This is a genomic window from Stenotrophomonas sp. NRRL B-14846 (assembly GCF_050473585.1).
Lineage (GTDB): Bacteria > Pseudomonadota > Gammaproteobacteria > Xanthomonadales > Xanthomonadaceae > Stenotrophomonas.
In genome coordinates this window covers 2467422-2481834 of record NZ_JBFLUN010000022.1, presented here as the reverse complement: position 1 = coordinate 2481834, position 14413 = coordinate 2467422, and the positions used below count along the sequence as shown (strand labels likewise).

Annotated in this window: 22 protein-coding genes; 8 read left to right on the top strand and 14 right to left on the bottom strand. The window is 64.7% G+C overall.

Translation table 11 applies throughout. The features are described from left to right. The first annotated feature begins 22 nt into the window (after positions 1-22). The gene (locus AB1281_RS13800; protein WP_430346180.1) at positions 23-292 is read left to right on the top strand and encodes a hypothetical protein; all 270 of its coding nucleotides are present in this window, start codon (positions 23-25) and stop codon (positions 290-292) included. Continuing rightward, complete coding sequence (locus AB1281_RS13795) at positions 292-855, top strand: hypothetical protein (protein WP_313413012.1); 564 nt, start codon at positions 292-294, stop codon at positions 853-855. Before AB1281_RS13800 ends, AB1281_RS13795 begins: the two co-directional genes overlap by 1 nt. A 227-nt stretch (positions 856-1082) precedes the next feature. On the opposite strand, the gene AB1281_RS13790 is transcribed toward AB1281_RS13795, so the two are convergent. From AB1281_RS13790 to AB1281_RS13725, 14 genes are all read right to left on the bottom strand, one after another. Continuing rightward, the gene (locus AB1281_RS13790) at positions 1083-1325 is read right to left on the bottom strand and encodes a hypothetical protein (protein WP_180853795.1); all 243 of its coding nucleotides are present in this window, start codon (positions 1323-1325) and stop codon (positions 1083-1085) included. Continuing rightward, the gene (locus tag AB1281_RS13785; RefSeq protein WP_430346179.1) at positions 1322-3244 is read right to left on the bottom strand and encodes a DNA cytosine methyltransferase; all 1923 of its coding nucleotides are present in this window, start codon (positions 3242-3244) and stop codon (positions 1322-1324) included. The genes AB1281_RS13790 and AB1281_RS13785 overlap by 4 nt, the downstream gene beginning before the upstream one ends. Continuing rightward, positions 3237-3632, bottom strand: coding sequence for an SAM-dependent methyltransferase (locus AB1281_RS13780; RefSeq protein ID WP_430346178.1), 396 nt, complete (start codon positions 3630-3632; stop codon positions 3237-3239). Before AB1281_RS13780 ends, AB1281_RS13785 begins: the two co-directional genes overlap by 8 nt. Positions 3633-3738: 106 nt before the next feature. Next, complete coding sequence (locus AB1281_RS13775) at positions 3739-3987, bottom strand: hypothetical protein (protein WP_099527663.1); 249 nt, start codon at positions 3985-3987, stop codon at positions 3739-3741. After that, positions 3980-4420, bottom strand: coding sequence for a hypothetical protein (locus AB1281_RS13770; protein ID WP_099527662.1), 441 nt, complete (start codon positions 4418-4420; stop codon positions 3980-3982). The genes AB1281_RS13775 and AB1281_RS13770 overlap by 8 nt, the downstream gene beginning before the upstream one ends. Continuing rightward, positions 4417-5364, bottom strand: a complete 948-nt coding sequence (locus AB1281_RS13765; protein ID WP_430346177.1) for a hypothetical protein — start codon at positions 5362-5364, stop codon at positions 4417-4419. The genes AB1281_RS13770 and AB1281_RS13765 overlap by 4 nt, the downstream gene beginning before the upstream one ends. A gap of 122 nt (positions 5365-5486) precedes the next feature. After that, on the bottom strand, positions 5487-5654 hold the full coding sequence (locus tag AB1281_RS13760; RefSeq protein ID WP_430346176.1) for a carbon storage regulator: 168 nt from the start codon (positions 5652-5654) through the stop codon (positions 5487-5489). Positions 5655-5702: 48 nt separating this feature from the next. Next, entirely contained in the window at positions 5703-6605 is a 903-nt protein-coding gene (locus AB1281_RS13755; RefSeq protein WP_430346175.1) for a recombination-associated protein RdgC, read from the bottom strand. A 21-nt stretch (positions 6606-6626) separates the two neighbouring features. After that, on the bottom strand, positions 6627-7193 hold the full coding sequence (locus AB1281_RS13750) for a 3'-5' exonuclease (RefSeq protein ID WP_430346174.1): 567 nt from the start codon (positions 7191-7193) through the stop codon (positions 6627-6629). Between the two features lie 13 nt (positions 7194-7206). Then, positions 7207-7563: a hypothetical protein gene (locus AB1281_RS13745; RefSeq protein ID WP_157635919.1), complete on the bottom strand. Its 357-nt coding sequence runs from the start codon at positions 7561-7563 to the stop codon at positions 7207-7209. Positions 7564-7590: 27 nt separating this feature from the next. Beyond that, positions 7591-9258, bottom strand: a complete 1668-nt coding sequence (locus tag AB1281_RS13740) for an AAA family ATPase (RefSeq protein ID WP_430346173.1) — start codon at positions 9256-9258, stop codon at positions 7591-7593. Between the two features lie 50 nt (positions 9259-9308). Then, complete coding sequence (locus AB1281_RS13735; RefSeq protein WP_430346172.1) at positions 9309-10193, bottom strand: hypothetical protein; 885 nt, start codon at positions 10191-10193, stop codon at positions 9309-9311. Continuing rightward, the gene (locus tag AB1281_RS13730) at positions 10190-11005 is read right to left on the bottom strand and encodes a PD-(D/E)XK nuclease-like domain-containing protein (RefSeq protein WP_430346171.1); all 816 of its coding nucleotides are present in this window, start codon (positions 11003-11005) and stop codon (positions 10190-10192) included. Before AB1281_RS13730 ends, AB1281_RS13735 begins: the two co-directional genes overlap by 4 nt. Positions 11006-11162: 157 nt before the next feature. Continuing rightward, positions 11163-11630, bottom strand: coding sequence for a helix-turn-helix domain-containing protein (locus AB1281_RS13725; protein ID WP_083797325.1), 468 nt, complete (start codon positions 11628-11630; stop codon positions 11163-11165). 32 nt (positions 11631-11662) lie between these two features. Here AB1281_RS13725 and AB1281_RS13720 point away from each other — a divergent pair, with 32 nt between their 5' ends. The 6 genes from AB1281_RS13720 (at position 11663) to AB1281_RS13695 (ending at position 14360) form a co-directional block, all read left to right on the top strand. After that, a complete protein-coding gene (locus AB1281_RS13720; protein ID WP_040007332.1) occupies positions 11663-11956 on the top strand; it encodes a Cro/CI family transcriptional regulator in 294 nt (97 codons plus the stop codon). 5 nt (positions 11957-11961) lie between these two features. Continuing rightward, positions 11962-12132, top strand: coding sequence for a helix-turn-helix domain-containing protein (locus AB1281_RS13715; protein WP_180853785.1), 171 nt, complete (start codon positions 11962-11964; stop codon positions 12130-12132). A gap of 61 nt (positions 12133-12193) precedes the next feature. Next, on the top strand, positions 12194-13003 hold the full coding sequence (locus tag AB1281_RS13710; protein ID WP_157635924.1) for a hypothetical protein: 810 nt from the start codon (positions 12194-12196) through the stop codon (positions 13001-13003). 25 nt (positions 13004-13028) lie between these two features. Continuing rightward, a complete protein-coding gene (locus AB1281_RS13705) occupies positions 13029-13592 on the top strand; it encodes a hypothetical protein (protein WP_164085186.1) in 564 nt (187 codons plus the stop codon). Positions 13593-13659: 67 nt separating this feature from the next. Next, complete coding sequence (locus AB1281_RS13700; protein ID WP_040007336.1) at positions 13660-13941, top strand: hypothetical protein; 282 nt, start codon at positions 13660-13662, stop codon at positions 13939-13941. Then, on the top strand, positions 13938-14360 hold the full coding sequence (locus AB1281_RS13695) for a VRR-NUC domain-containing protein (RefSeq protein WP_430346170.1): 423 nt from the start codon (positions 13938-13940) through the stop codon (positions 14358-14360). The genes AB1281_RS13700 and AB1281_RS13695 overlap by 4 nt, the downstream gene beginning before the upstream one ends. Positions 14361-14413: the final 53 nt, after the last annotated feature.

Below are 14413 nucleotides of genomic sequence, written 5' to 3'. Positions count from 1 at the left end.
GTGTTTTCAAGGAGAAAGAAAAATGCCCGCGGGATTGCAGACATGGGACGCTGCCGGCCAACCGGAAATAGACCTGGCTACTCGCGTTTTCCGCACGTTGCAGGTCATTCCCATCGGCGCGGGGCCAGGGCAGATCGAAGTCAACGCCAGCGCCCAGGGCACGATACGTGCCTTTATCAACGCCGGTGGGTTCACCGGAAGCTCAAGCTCCAGGAGGGGCGTCACGATCAGTGGCAACCGGGTTTCCTGGTCCGCCGGCGACGGCGCCTATCTTTATCTTGTGGCCTGGTGATGGCGTACTTCGAAACAACCCTCGACGATGGCAATGGCATCCAGATCAGCGATGATTTCTCGTGCCTGCGGCTGGTGGATTACGAGCCCAGGTGGCCACAGGTCCATCTGGTCGCGAAAAGTCATGATCGCAGCTACCACTTTGCCGATGATCGTGTGATTCCCGCAGACGCCCGTGCGGGCCTGCAGGTATTCAATGGCGCCGGGCAATGTGCGTTCTGGTCCGGCTTCAAGTACGCGCGTGTGGTCGAGCTGATCGAGTACACGAACTCCTACGATTGGATCTATCGGATCATTCCGGTACCCGCCGGTCGAAAGTATGCGGTCGCGTTCCTGGTAGCGCCCTGGCAGGAGCTGATCGAAAACCAGCGCCTGCACGGTGGATGGCAGGCCCGCTGGATGACACGCCGTGCCGGTGTGATCGCCGGTGACAGCAGTCACCTGAAGCTGGGTTTCATCGATGGCATCTGGAGTGACTGGTCGATGATGTTCGAGACGCCGCAGCCAGGTCGGCCGGACTTCCGCGACCTGGTTGCGGTGGTGCTGGACGTGACCGGGTACTGACCGTTCACGGGCCAGGCGCCGCAGGCGGGAGCGGCGATTCAGGGCCCTGGCCCGAACCCCGGTATACTGGCGCCCTTTCAGGCCCCCGGCCCCCAGGAACCCCTGCCATGCCGGCAGGGGCCCAGGCCCCCAGAGTCCCGCGATTCCATGTCCCAGCTGAACCCCAAAGTCGGCTTCGTCAGCCTTGGCTGCCCTAAAGATCGCTAAAATATACTCCTGCTGCCGGGTCACTTCTTCGCGCCCGGCTTCTGCAGCACCCGCATGTGGCCCTCGCCGATCAGGAAGTTTCGGTAGGCCAGTACCGATGCTTCCCACGCAGCCTTCGCCACCTCCGGACCGGCAGCCAGCACGCGGCCATCCGCGTCCAACACTGCCAACGATGCAGGTCGGCCGTCGGCGCCCACCACCGTGATGCCCTCGAACACCACCGCAGAAATGACTGGTGGACCCTGTTCGTTGTCGCACTTCATGCCGCGTCCCTCATCAAGCTCATCACCAGGGCCTTCGCCGTGCGGTTCGGTACTGCGTTGCCGATCTGCTTGGTGATCTCGGTGGCGGTACCGGCGAAGTCGTAGACCTCGCCCTCGTCATCGAACGACGTGGCGCGGGCAAGTTCGCGCCAGTGCAGCATCCGGTAGTTGATGTCGATCACCACCTCGTCGGCCAGCTCGGCGGCCGGCTGAGCGAGCTGCACATGCCCGCTCGCGGTAACCGTGGGCATCGGGTTATCGACGCTGTGCGTGCGTGGAGTCTGCCCCGGCGCTTCACCGAAATTGGGCACCAGGAAGGGCTGGGCGAGTGCCAGCGACTCCGATGTGGTGATGGTGGCGAGCGGATCGCTCACCGGACGCATGTCGCGGACCCGGCCAGCACCGACGTTCCCGCGCATCACAATAGGCTCTGCGAGCGCGACCTCGTTGGATCCCGTCAGGGCCGGTACCGGATCACTGGCATCCAGAATTCGACTTGCAGGATCGCGGCCGTCGCTGTCGCCATGGCCGGCGCGCATCAGCACAGGCTCGGCCAGGCCGAACCGTGCCTTGGTCGTTACCGCCGGCACGGGCTCCGCGATCGAGGACGCGGTGAGCCCTGATCCGCCGCCGTAGTACGGCGCCACCAGCGGCATAGCCACCGCCTGGTCGCCGCCCTTGGCGGTGGTCACCGTGCGTATCGGCTCGGCCACCGAGCGGGGCACGCCCGCGCTGCTGGTGTTCGAAGTCGGGACGATGATGGGTTCCACCAATTGCGGCCGCGCACAACCGGGGCGCTGGCTGCCCGCGCCGCCGGTTGTGATGGTCGGCAAGGGCTGGTCCAGGTCGCGGGCTACGCCGCCGCTGCTGGTCGCCAGCACCAGCCCCACATGGGTGCCGCCGGCCGTGAGGGTCGGCACGGGCTCGTCCGTGGACCGAGAAGCGGACTGCAGGTGTTGCTCGCTGGTGCCGCGCAGGTTCAGCAGCATCGAGTCGGCGTGGACCAAGCCCAGCTCGACGGCCTCTTGCCGAGTGAACACCAGACGCGGTTGCCTGCCGTCGAGGAGCGCCTGCACGGCGTCGACGTAGGGCTGGGGCCAGTTGTACTTCACGGAGCCCGCGAGGATGCGGCGAAGGGTATTCGGCTTCAGCGCCTTCTTCCGGTGGAAGATGCTCTTGCCGGTCATGGTCCAGTCGATAACCTCACGTGCACCACGCCACCGCTGGCGGGTGCCGAACAGGTCGGTACCGCCCACGCGGTCGTGAGTGAACTCGGGCCACGTCAGGCGCTTCCCGTCGCTCCGACCGATCAGGAAGAAGCGACGGCGGGTGGTCGGGTCGCCATAGTCGGCGCAGCAGACCACCTTCCAGTCGACCTTGAAGCCCACCGCTTCCAGCGCCGCTACCCAGGCGCGGAAGTATTCGCCCTTGCGGCTCGGGATGGGCCGGCCGGTAACCAGGCTGCACGGGCCCCAGTCCATGAACTCCGGCACGTTCTCCACCAGGATGCGCGCGACACGCAGCTCGGTGCACCAGCGGACCACGTGCCACGGATCCATGCGCTGCTGATCGTGCACAGGACGGCCGCCGCGGGCCCTGCTATGGAACACGCATGAGGGCGCGGCGATGAGCAGGTCGAGGCGCCCCTCGGGCACCAGCGAGAGCGGCAGGGCGGATTCCAGATCAGCGCAGTGGATGCGGTCAGCGTCTTCCCGATGGTTACGGCGGTTGGTCTCGATGGCGACCGGCCAGTGATTCACGCCGATCAGCTTCACCGGCCGATTGAGCTGTCGCATGGCGCGCTTGGCACCATTCGACAGGCCACCGGCTCCGCAGAACAGGTCGCCGATGAGGGCCGGACGGATTCGTGTCTTGGTCCGCGTAACGCGGATGTCGGGTGAGCGGGAGCCGTCAGCCATTGGCAGGTTCCTTCATGAAGCAGATCCAGTGCGTGCCGGCGCGCTTGCCGGATGGATGGCCGAAAAGAGGAATTGCATCGGTCAGGGCCAGCACGTCCCGCGTGGCCACCTGGACTTCGGACCATTTGAAGATCAGAACGCCCTCGGGGCGAAGCACGCGGAAGCACTCCGCAAAGCCCGCACGCAGGTCCGCACGCCAGTCCTTGCTGAGCCGGCCGTACTTGGCTGCCAGCCAACTGTCTCTGCCAGCGCGCACCAGGTGCGGCGGATCGAACACCACCAGCGGGAACGAGCCGTCGGCGAAGGGCAAAGCACGGAAGTCCAGCATGCAGTCCGGGTGAATGGACAGCACGCGGGTGCCATCGGCGCGGTGGGTGCGGTCGATCACCGTGATGGTTTCGTGCCGCAGGTCGCCGAACAGGACACGCTGGTCGCTGGGGTCGAACCACATCATTCGGCTGCCACAGCATGGGTCCAGCACCAGAGGCGCGTTGTCAGCCATCGCTCTGCTCCTCGTGGCCAGGGCAACCGCCGCCGGCGTAGTCGAAGCCCTCGCAGGCGGGGCCGAGCGGAATGACCTTGTGGCCCGCCTCGAGGTGATCCAGCAGCACGTCCTTTGCTTCATCGGCGTTGAGCTTCCTGCCGGTGCTGGATTCGGTGAACATCGCGGCCAGCTCGCGCCGTGTCATGTTCTTCAGCGCGCCGCGCACGTCCAGATGGATGTGTCCGTAGAAGTTACCCATGGCTGCCGCCCCCTGGGACACCGCGCCAAATGTAATCGCCTTTGTCCTCGACCATCTTCGGCTCGCTCTCTTTGCAGTGGCATTCGATGCCGACCAGATGCTCAGCGACGGGACGCCACCAGTTACGGACGATGCCGTTGGGCACATGGTTGTCTTCTTCCGCCCCATCCATGTCGAAATCAGCGATCACTTGGCGCGCGTCAGCAGCGCTGCAGCGCTTCCCGTCGCGGCTGATGCTGATGTGATACTCGGGGCCCTTGGAAATGTCGCCCGGATCGGAAGCCACTTCGACGGCAGAGAACACCGTCAAGCCTCGCGCCGGATGGCGGAACGCCAGCGCGTCATATCCGAGGGACACCCAGGCCGGGGGATTGGGCTGCTGGATCCAACCAGCTCCGGCCTTCGGCCGTTTCGGTGCGATGAGCTGAATCACAGCGTCACCGCCTTGGGGGCAAGCAGGGTGCGGAACTCTGTGATCACTTCGGTGGCGATGCGCTCCACGTAGGTGCGCTCATGCTTCTTCACGTGCTCATGTCGCCCGCTCAGCATGTTGCCGGCCACGTAGTCGGCATCGCACGCGGCAACGAACTGCATCACCGTGCGGTCGCCCATAGCGCCCCAGAACCCGCACCATGCCTGCCCGTAGCAGGTCACCACGATTCGGCCACGCCCCAGCTCGTAGTCCTGCACGAAAACGTTGATAGGATCGAGCCCATTGCGACGTGGGATCTCGACCAGGCGGATGCCGTGCGGCATCTGCCCCAGGTCCACGGGCTGCGCAGCCGCATCGGCACGCGCCGCCTTCCAGAACGGCTCAGCCCAGTGACCGGCCGGCGGCGGCGTGTGGCCCTGCGCGCCGACCATCAACGTGCCGGTGATCACGTCGCACACGCGGGCGCGGATACCTGCCGGGTCGGCATCGAGCGAGTAGGGCAGGTCCAAGGCCTGCGCAGGCACGGATGCATCGGCGCTGCCCGGCAGCGGGGTGTCGAAGTGCAGCGCGTTCTTGGCTTCCTGCTTCGCCCTGATCTTCGCCATCACATCGGGCTGGTTGATGCGAGCCAGCTCGGCGTCGCCAGCAGTGTGCATGTTGAGGCCCGCCACCCAGCAGTAGCCGGCCAGGGTGACCATGACTCCGCCGACCTCCTGCGCCGGATCGCCGTCCGGGCGACCGAACACGTAGTCAACCAGGGTGGGCACGCGCGCCTTGTCGTAGCCGTGAGCCTGCAGCAGTTCCAGCACTTCTTCCAGCAGGCGGTCGCCGCGCTCGGTCATGTTGCTGTAGAGCGACGGCAGGAAGCACTGGCCCATCCACTCGGCAACGTCAGCCTGGAAGCTGCTCCCCACCGGCTGGCGGGAGGCGAGTGCAGCCTGCAACGTCTGCAGCTCTTGCGGTGCGACGACGACCCCGGTAGCAAGGGCCGATCCGCCGCTCGCCGTGTCTCGGAACCAACGCGCTTGCGGACGGGCAAGCAACGTATCGATGAGGTTGGCAGCGTTCATCGTGCTGCCTCCTTCTTGGCTCGGATCTCGGTGCGATCGATCTCGATTTCTGCCGGTGCGTCGAACGCCAGGCGGACCTGGCCGTTCCTGATTTCGGCAACAACAATGCGGATGTTCTCGCCGATGACGATGGACTCGCCGGCGCGGCGCGTGAGGATGAGCATGTGGGTTCTCCAAATTCCATGGAGCCGGCCGCCGGCGCGGCCGGCGTATCAGACGTAGCGGGTCAGGCGGAATGCCTGCTCGAGGGCGTCGAACAGCGCGCCGACCTCACCGACCTGCAGCACGAACCGGGCATCGATCTCGGCCCGCCGGCTGTCCACGTCAGTGACATCGAGCTGATCTACAGCCCCCTCGAGGAAGCGCAGCTTGCGAACGGTCAGATCCTCACCGAGGAGGAACGACAACCGATCCCTGAACACGAGCCCCAGTTTCGTGACCTGCTTTCCGGCGTCCAGGTGCTTGTCGATCTCGTCGCAGCGCAGCTCCTGGTTGTTGCACTTCACCACTGCGCCGCCCTGTACGGGATCACGCAGCTCCGCTTCCTCGCCGAGGCTGATCCCTTCGGGCAACGGCTCGCCGGCGATCCAGCCCGTCAGAACGGCACGGGGGGACACCTCCGCGTTGACCGGCATGGCAGGGAAGGATCCGAGTGCGCCCCGGATGGCGGACATCATGTTTTCGCCGGTCTTGCGGCTGGACGTGTCGACAAACACCACGCCGCGCGCGTGGTCGAGGTACATGTCGTTCCGCCGATAGGTCACGAATGCTTTGGGCAGCAGCTCGTGTAGTAGATCGTCCTTGATACGCTTCCGCTCGCGGCCACCTGGTCGGCGCCCCTCGCTTTCCTCAATTTCGGCCAGCTTGCGCTCCAGCATCTGATGGACGACGACGGCCGGAAGGATCTTCTCTTCTTCGCCGATGGTCAGCCACAGCGCCCCAGCGACCTCGTGGGAAAGCGGCTCGCCATCACCGCGGCCGAAAGGCGACACGAAGCCGGCGGAGTTGTATTCCAGCGGTCCGACCGGCTTGAGGGCGGATGCCTCGAGGCCATCCTGCAGCTCGAACATCGTGATCTGCGGCGCGCGGAACATGGTCAAATTGCGAAAGAACATGTGATTCCCCTTCTCGCCGCGTCAGGCGTTTTCGTGGTCGGCCATGGCCCAGTGGATTTCACGGCACGCCACCATGTCGGCGTGGGCTGTGTGAGCGCCGTCGAACTCGCGCCCCAGGAAATGCCTGTGCGCGTCGATCAGCTTCGGATTCTTGGTCATGCCCATCAGCGCCTTGGCCGCCTTGGCGGTGCACTGCGCGGTGCCTGCCTTCCATTCGTCCGCGACTTCTGCGGTCGCATAGCGCTTCAACGCGATTCGGAGGATCCGGGCATCGAAAGATTCGACATGGCCAATGCGGACATCCGACAACCGCCACATGTCGAGCACCAGCTCGGTCACAAGGCTTTCGTCAAGGCCACATTGCTCGGCCTGCTCGTTGGTGATCCCGTGAATGCGAGTTACTTCCTCGGGGATGGTCCAGCCGTCGGGCTTTACGAGCACATCGATGGACGAGATCACTTTACGGGTGGTCGCATCCACCAGCGATGCGGCGACCTGCACCAGGTGCGGCTGGTGGGGGGCGTCGGACGGTTCGCTGAAAGCTGGGAGGCCGGTGGTTTCAGTGTCGTAGAAGAAAATCAGGGACATCGTTGATCTCCAATCAGGCGCGGAAGCGCCAAAGGGGTTTGAGGGAACAGTTGGATGAGGCCGCCGGGGCTGCGCCGGCCTTCTCGATGCGCTTCTTGATCGATGCGCGTTTAGTCACGGCGCCCCAGCTCCGTGCGTCTGGTGGCGGCGGCAGCCCATTTGCTTCTGCCCAGCGCCTCGCCTCCTCGATGAGGAAAGGCTCGGCGTGCTGGCGGGCGAACGCGACCAGCAATCCCAGTGCCTGTCCGCTCCACTCGCTTTCAACCCGGTTGGCGTGGTTGACCGCGCGTTCCATTCCGAGCTGTGCGCGTTCGAGCGCAGGCGTGAAATCAATCGCGAGCTGTCGGCACGCTGGTTCGTGGTTTCGCATGTGATACCTCGTGTGCACAGGAAGGGGCTATGCGGCGGCGCCGAGCCAGACAACATCCACGCCTTCGCCCAGGTCGGGGCGTTCCTTCAAGGTGCCTGCGACGATCACCGTGTCGACATGGCCTTCCGCCACCAGGTGATCCATCCAATCCAGTGCATCCCCGCGCGCCAGTGGTGAAAGCACGTCGAAGCGGTCGAGCATCAGGATGCGGGCACCGGCAAGCTCTGCGATGGCGGCCGCGAACATGGCGTCAGCTCGCCACTGCTCAGATTCGGAAACCAGCGCGTAGGGACGGCCGCCGTAGGTCAGGGTGATGTCGCGGGTGACGGCTGCGGGTCGCCAGCCGGCGACGGAAGCGGCCGCGGCAAGAGTGGCGTTCACCGGGTCCAGCGCTCGGGCCAGCAGGATCGAGGGAATGCCCTCGGGTGCCAGGTTCTCCTCGGCCAGCTTCCATGCGGCCGCATCATGGTGATGGCGCGCGGCCTGTTCAGTGCGGTGCTTCGCACGTTCGTGCTGTGCCCGAGCATCGAGGAGGGCGCGGTGTGCGCGTTCGTGCTGCTGCAGCAACTCATTCACATCAGCCAGCAGATCCGGTGCGCGCAGCTCCTCGTCGGTGGGAGCTTCGGGAAGGTTGGCCAGCGTGGACGCGGCGGCCTGTGCGCAGGCGAGTGCCCGGCGAGCAACCTGCAGTTGCGTGTTGGCGTCATGGGCCCGCACCTTGGCGGCGGCGAGGTCGTTGCGCACCTTCTGCACGTCGGTGCCGTCGGATTCGGTGGCGGCGACGAGGCGCTGCCCATCGATCCGGATCGACTTTCCGCAGCATGGGCATGGGACGCCGCCACTGGCACCGGGCTGCAGTTGCACCTGCAGCTTTGCGACCGCTGCCGCCGTGTCGTCGTACACCTGCTGGGCCATGGCGAGGTCGCCCTCTGCTTTACCCTGACCGTCGGACTGCGCCTGCAACTCTGCCAGCTTGTCCGGTGGCAGCATGGCTTCAACCTTGGCAATCGCCGCGTGCAGCGGAGCCACGCGCGCCCGGAGATCAGCGATGGCAGCGGCGTGCTCGTCAATGGCGGCCTGGTCGGGCTCCTCGACCTCAACCGTTGCGGCCCAGCCCTCCGCCTTGGTGGAACCGTAGTTCTCACCGCTCACCGCGCGCCAAGCGCCGCGCGCTTCAGTGGCCTTGTCTCGAGCGTGGGCCGCCGCCGCCTCGAACCCGGCGCGCAGACGTGGCAACAGGTCTTGAATGATGTCAGCGCGAATGCCCTGGGCCTTCATCTGCTCGGAGACAGCCTCGCCATTCGCCTTTACACCGGCGATGGCAAAGAGCAACTTCCGGCGATCCTTGTCATCCAGCCGTGCGAACTGTGATGCCTCGAGGCAGAGGTCGAGGTGCGGGCTTTCCGGAGCATCACCCGTAAGCTTTGCCGTGGACACGGTGCGGCGCAGCGGGTTTCCGTCGACCTCCACCTGGACATAGCCTTTGCTGGCACCCTCGGTCAGCAGCAGGTTGCGGTCCGCAACTCTGGTGACGCCTCGGGGCATTGCGCCGGTCAAGGCGAAGCGGACGGCCTGCAGCAAGCTGGACTTGCCGTCGCCATTCCCGCCAGCGACGAACAAGACAGGCTCAGTAAGGGCGTGCTGAAAGTGGGGAAGGCCAAGGAAGTTGGATACGGTAATTCCGGTGATACGCATAATTGCTCCTGCATTCTGTAGGTTGAATATGTGAAACCTTGTGGGCGCAGTTACTCAATGATTCGGCGTCCGCTGCGCGCTTTCGGCTGTGCGTCTTTGGTTGGCGCCGTGTCGGTCGGAGGCGCCGAAGGCTCGTCTTCGGCGGGCGATCTTGGCTCCGCAAGATCAATGTGCGCGGCAGCGCTGCGTGCACGATCCGCAAGTTCATCCAGCAGGCCGGGCATGCCCCGGTCGTGGTCGTGTTCGATGACAGGAGAAGGCGACTCGCGTGCGTAACCCGGAGCATTCTCGAGATAATCCAGCTCCTCGACCGTGTGCAGACCGAGCGTTACGTCGCTGGCGTTCGTGCGGGACCAGAAGGAAGCCGCGCGATACTGGAACATCTGGTCGCGGAGCGTGTTCCACTTCGACTTCTGGCTGCCGTTATCGCGGTCCCAGCCTTCGCCGATGACCATCGCCCAGTCCACCCACGTGCCCTGCAGGACATCGCCCGTTTCGATCTCGGTCGCGTAGGCGCGGCAGCCGTAGTCGCCAGTAGGCTGCCCGGTGCCATCGTCGGGGGAGCCGCGCCACTCGAACTTGATTCGACTGAACAGTGGGCACGCGTTGATGAGGCCGATCAGGAATGCGCCGCGCAGTCCTGGCCGGCCCTTCACCACGTCCATGTTCTGCATCAGCATCACCGGCGACACGCGCAGACGTGCGGCGTAGTCGATGGCGATCAGGCAGTTGGAGGGATTGCCTTGGTACGGGGCCGGGATCACCGTGGAATCCGACAACATGCTTGCCATCTTCACGGCCAAGTTGAAGGCGTTGCCGTGGCTGAAAACGGTGTGCACACCTTCGAAGCTGGTGGCGTCCATGGCCAAACCACGTTCGATGCTGGCGGCTTCTCGGGCCGGGGAAAGCGCAGTGGATTGTGTGGAATCGGTCATGCTACCTCGTCGGTGCCGTAGTAGGCGTAGCTGGGGAGGGAAATCTGTCGGAAGCTGGTGGCATAGCCCGGCCAGCGGTCGGTACGCAGACACTCGGCCTGGATGCGCATACGCCGCCTACGCAACCCCATGCCGCGCTGCTCGGCCATGGGATCCAGGTAGTAGGGCTGGCACACATACGGCGGAGTGTCTTCGCAGGCCAGGAAGATGAAATGCTTCACTGGGGTGCCGCATGCGGCACCTCCCGCGCAGTAGTGAGCGGCCTGTTGGTCGTACTGGTAGTTGGCGATGGAGCGTGCAAAGGCCTCCTCGCTGGCGTCACGGGTCTTCTTGAGGTCGAGCATGAACAGGCCTGGCTCGTAGTTGTCGATACGTGCCTTGCACGCGAGGCCGGTTTCATCGTCCTGCCATCGCAATGTCGCCTCGCGAATCCCACCAACCAGCAGGCCCGCCACTTCATCCGAGTGCGAACGGATGCTCTCGGCCATGCGCTGGCAGCGGTCGTAGTCATCAACGCTGACCAACGTGCGACCTTCGTGGCCGGCGAGAAACATCGCCCACCAGTCGAGCGCAGCGCGGCTTTCGCGACCTGGCGATTTCGCGTTGAGTTGCCGCGAAGTGGGGCGGGCGGGTGCACCTGCAGGGATCACCGCATAGGTGCGACTGAACACGTCAGGTTCGAGCGTCGCGCAATGGAACGCTCTACCGAACGCGAAGTCCTTGGTGTCGCCATCGGACTGAGGGTTTTCCACCCAGTACCGGAAGTGGGCGGGGGAGCGCCCGATATGGCACAGGCCGGTGTGGTTGGCCACGTCCAGGCTGCGTGCGTAATACGTGCTTGGCGCCTCGTCAGGAATGAGACGAGCGCCGTCGATTGGTGGCGTCATGGTTCGCAAGGTTCAACATGTGACACCTGCGACAATACAGCTTTCCGCCGAGGCGTCAACCCCCCGGCTCGATTTTTCTAAATCAGATCCGGCGCGCCAGTGCCGAGGCGAAGCTGGCGAGGGTCTTGTCGGATACGTCCGGGGTGTCCATCAACACGTCGTACAGGCCGGCCACCACCTGGGCCAGGTCCGCGTGCTTGCCGTTGTCCGGCAGCGCGGCGGCGAGCGCGCGCTCGAGCGCATGCGTATCAAGTCGAACGGTGGAGGCCGCCTTTGCCTTCTGCGGTCCGCGTCCGCTGGAAATCCACTGGGCAGAGAAGCCAGTTACCGCCTCGATGGCGAACAGGTTGTCGTTGGTGGGGTTCTTCACGCCGTCGCGTTCCCACTGGCTGACCAGCGACTTCGTAACGCTGGACCCGCCTGCCTTGTTCACCTGCATGCCCAGTTGCTCCTGGGACAGGTTGGCGCTGATACGGGCGAAGCGTATGCGTTCCCCTTGGGTGCGGGGATTCGACGGCGCAGCGGTGCGCAGGGGTCGGCTCGTGGTCATAGGTAGCAACGATACGCCGGGCAAGGTGTGACATGTTGACACCTAGCGACAAGCGTGCTTTCCTTTCCGGCATGTCAACGATCCTTCGCACCTCAAATGTGCTCGCTTACTTCGGCGGCAATCGCGGCGAAGTCGCGCGCGCCTTCTCTCCACCCTTGACCCGCCAGGCCATCCGGCAATGGGGCGAGTTCGTGCCCGAGTTGCGGGCGCGGCAGCTCCTCGAAAAGCACCCGGACCTGCAGGCAGCAGTGCTGGACCCAGATACGGGGCGGACCCGCATGGAAGCGATGCAGGACCGCCTCGGAACCCCGGTTGCGGGGAAGTGAACGCAGTGAGCAACGCATTGTTGATCCGCCGCCGAGTCCGCGACGTGTCCCAGCGTGCCGTGGCGCGCCAACTCGGGTGTTCGGCCGCCACGGTCGGCCGAATGCTGCAGGGTATCGACCAGTTCGCCGCGCTGCTGGCTGCCCTGAACATCCACGCAGTTGTGCGGGCGGAATGACATGGCTGGCGACTGGATCAAGGTACGCACCGGGCTTGGAAGGCACCCCAAGGTTGTCCGCATGGCGTCCGCATTGAAAACGGACAGATTGCGGGTCGTTGGCGGACTGCATGCGGTGTGGTGCCTGTTTGACGAGCACACCACCGATGGCGTGCTTGAGGGCTACACGTTGGAGCTGGTGGACGAGCTGATCGGCCTACCCGGCATGGCTGGTGCCATGTTGGATGTCCGTTGGCTGGACGACAGCAAGCCGGGATGCCTTGTGCTGCCTGAGTTCGACACGCACAACGGCGCATCGGCCCGGCGTCGGGCGCAGGACGCGGACCGGAAGCGCGCGGAGCGGAGGGAGTCCGCAGGCGGTGCGGACGGGAAGCGGACCAGAGGAGAAAAGAGGAGAGGAGATTCTTCTACTCCAGATGGTAATCAGCTACCCCTTGGGGGGCTGGACGATCCACCGCCACCACCGCCACGCGAGGGCTACTTCGAGGGGCATGCGGAAGACCAGGCGCCCGTTCTGAGCCCTGCGGCGCCGATGGCCATCGCGCTCAACCGGCTTGGCTTCCGATGCACCAGCTACACGCCCGACCTGATTGCAGCGGCTGCCGAAGGTGTCACGGTCGAGCACGTTCTGGAAATCGCCGGGTGGGCTGAGTGTCGCGGGAAGCCCGCGACCTACGTAGTCGCTATCGCACGGCGTGAGAACGCCGAACGCCAGAATCCACCTCCACAGGGAGTGAGCCATGCAACGAATCGGAGAGGTAGTGCCGTCGAACGGATCGAGGCGGCAGTTCGCGCGGGACGCGAGGGAGATCAGCAGCGAGGCTGGGGCGCAGACGGCTACATCGAGGGCCGCGCCGACCGTATCGAATGACATCGTTGACTACCTGTGGCTCCGGATGGGCGGCCTGTACGGCGCAACCTGGGAGCGCGATTACGGCGCCAATCCTCGGTCATCGGCCGGGCGTGAGTGGGGGCTGACTCTCGCCGGTATGTCACGGCAGCAGATCGATTCCGGCTTGGAGGCCTGCCGAGTTGAAGGAAGTGACTTCCCGCCGTCCGCTCCGCGATTCCGCGCGATGTGTCTGGGCGTGCCCAGCCTGGGGCGGGTGAAGTTCGAGCTGTCGAAGCATTTCAAATTCCGCTCCGCGTTCACTCGCGCGGTTTGGCGGTACCTGGATGTCTATGCCTACCGCGCTGCATCGGCACGTGATGCCGAGCGGATGCTGCGTGACGCATACGACGTGGCGAAGGAAGCGGTAATGCGGGGCGAACCCCTGCCGCACGTGGTGGGCGAATTGGAAGCGCCGAAAGGCCGGCCGCACAAGCCGGCAACCAGAGAGCAGATGCGCAAGCACCTTGCTGACATCAGCGCCACGCTTGGCCTGTCGCCGAGCGAAGCTGAAAGCATGGGCAAAGATGGATTATTGCGTGCCGGCGATTCGCGTGGTGATTCCGACTGAGCACTGCTCGGTCGGTGCTGCTGCGCACGGCAAATTCCAAGGAACCAACAGACAGGGGTAGTACCGTATGAACAACGCAATTGAGCACCCACCATCGTTCAAGCTCGGCAATATCTGGCTGGTCGCGGCCAACCTCGCCCGCACCGCTGCGGATCTTGGCGGCGGAGCGCCCATGGTGGTGACGATTGACGCGGATGGAATGTTGGAGGCCGTGGGCCCGGACCACCCTGACTACAGCCAGCTCCTGACAGCGCCTGGCTTCGTGTGCACGGTCAGCGCGGCATCGAGCAATGAGCGCATCGCGGGGCGTATTCGCGCAGCCGCTACCGCGTTGGAGATCAGCAGTTGATCGGTGGAAACACGATGCGAGGAGGCGCGGGCACTCGCCCGCGTCACCCGGAAGATGCGCATCAGAAAGCGTTGTTCGATTGGGTGGCGGCAGCGAGCGCGCAGCTACCTGACCTGCAGTACCTGATGCACGTTCCGAACGGCGGACGGCGAGGGAAGCTCGAGGCGGCCAGGTTGAAAGCACAAGGCGTTCGCGCCGGCTACCCCGATCTGGTTCTCGATGTGGCGCGGGGCGAATATCACGGTTTGCGCATCGAGTTGAAGGCGACGCGAATGGACCTGGGGAGAAAGCCCGAGGTTTCAACAGCGCAGCGAAGCTGGTTGACCAGGTTGCAACAGCAGGGGTATCGGGCAGTGGTATGCGAAGGCTGGTTGGCAGCACGGGAGGAGCTGCTCTTTTATTTGGCCCTCGAGGTTTAACATGCGACACCTATAGCGAGTGGGGATCATGCGGAATTTCAAGAAGAAGCGGC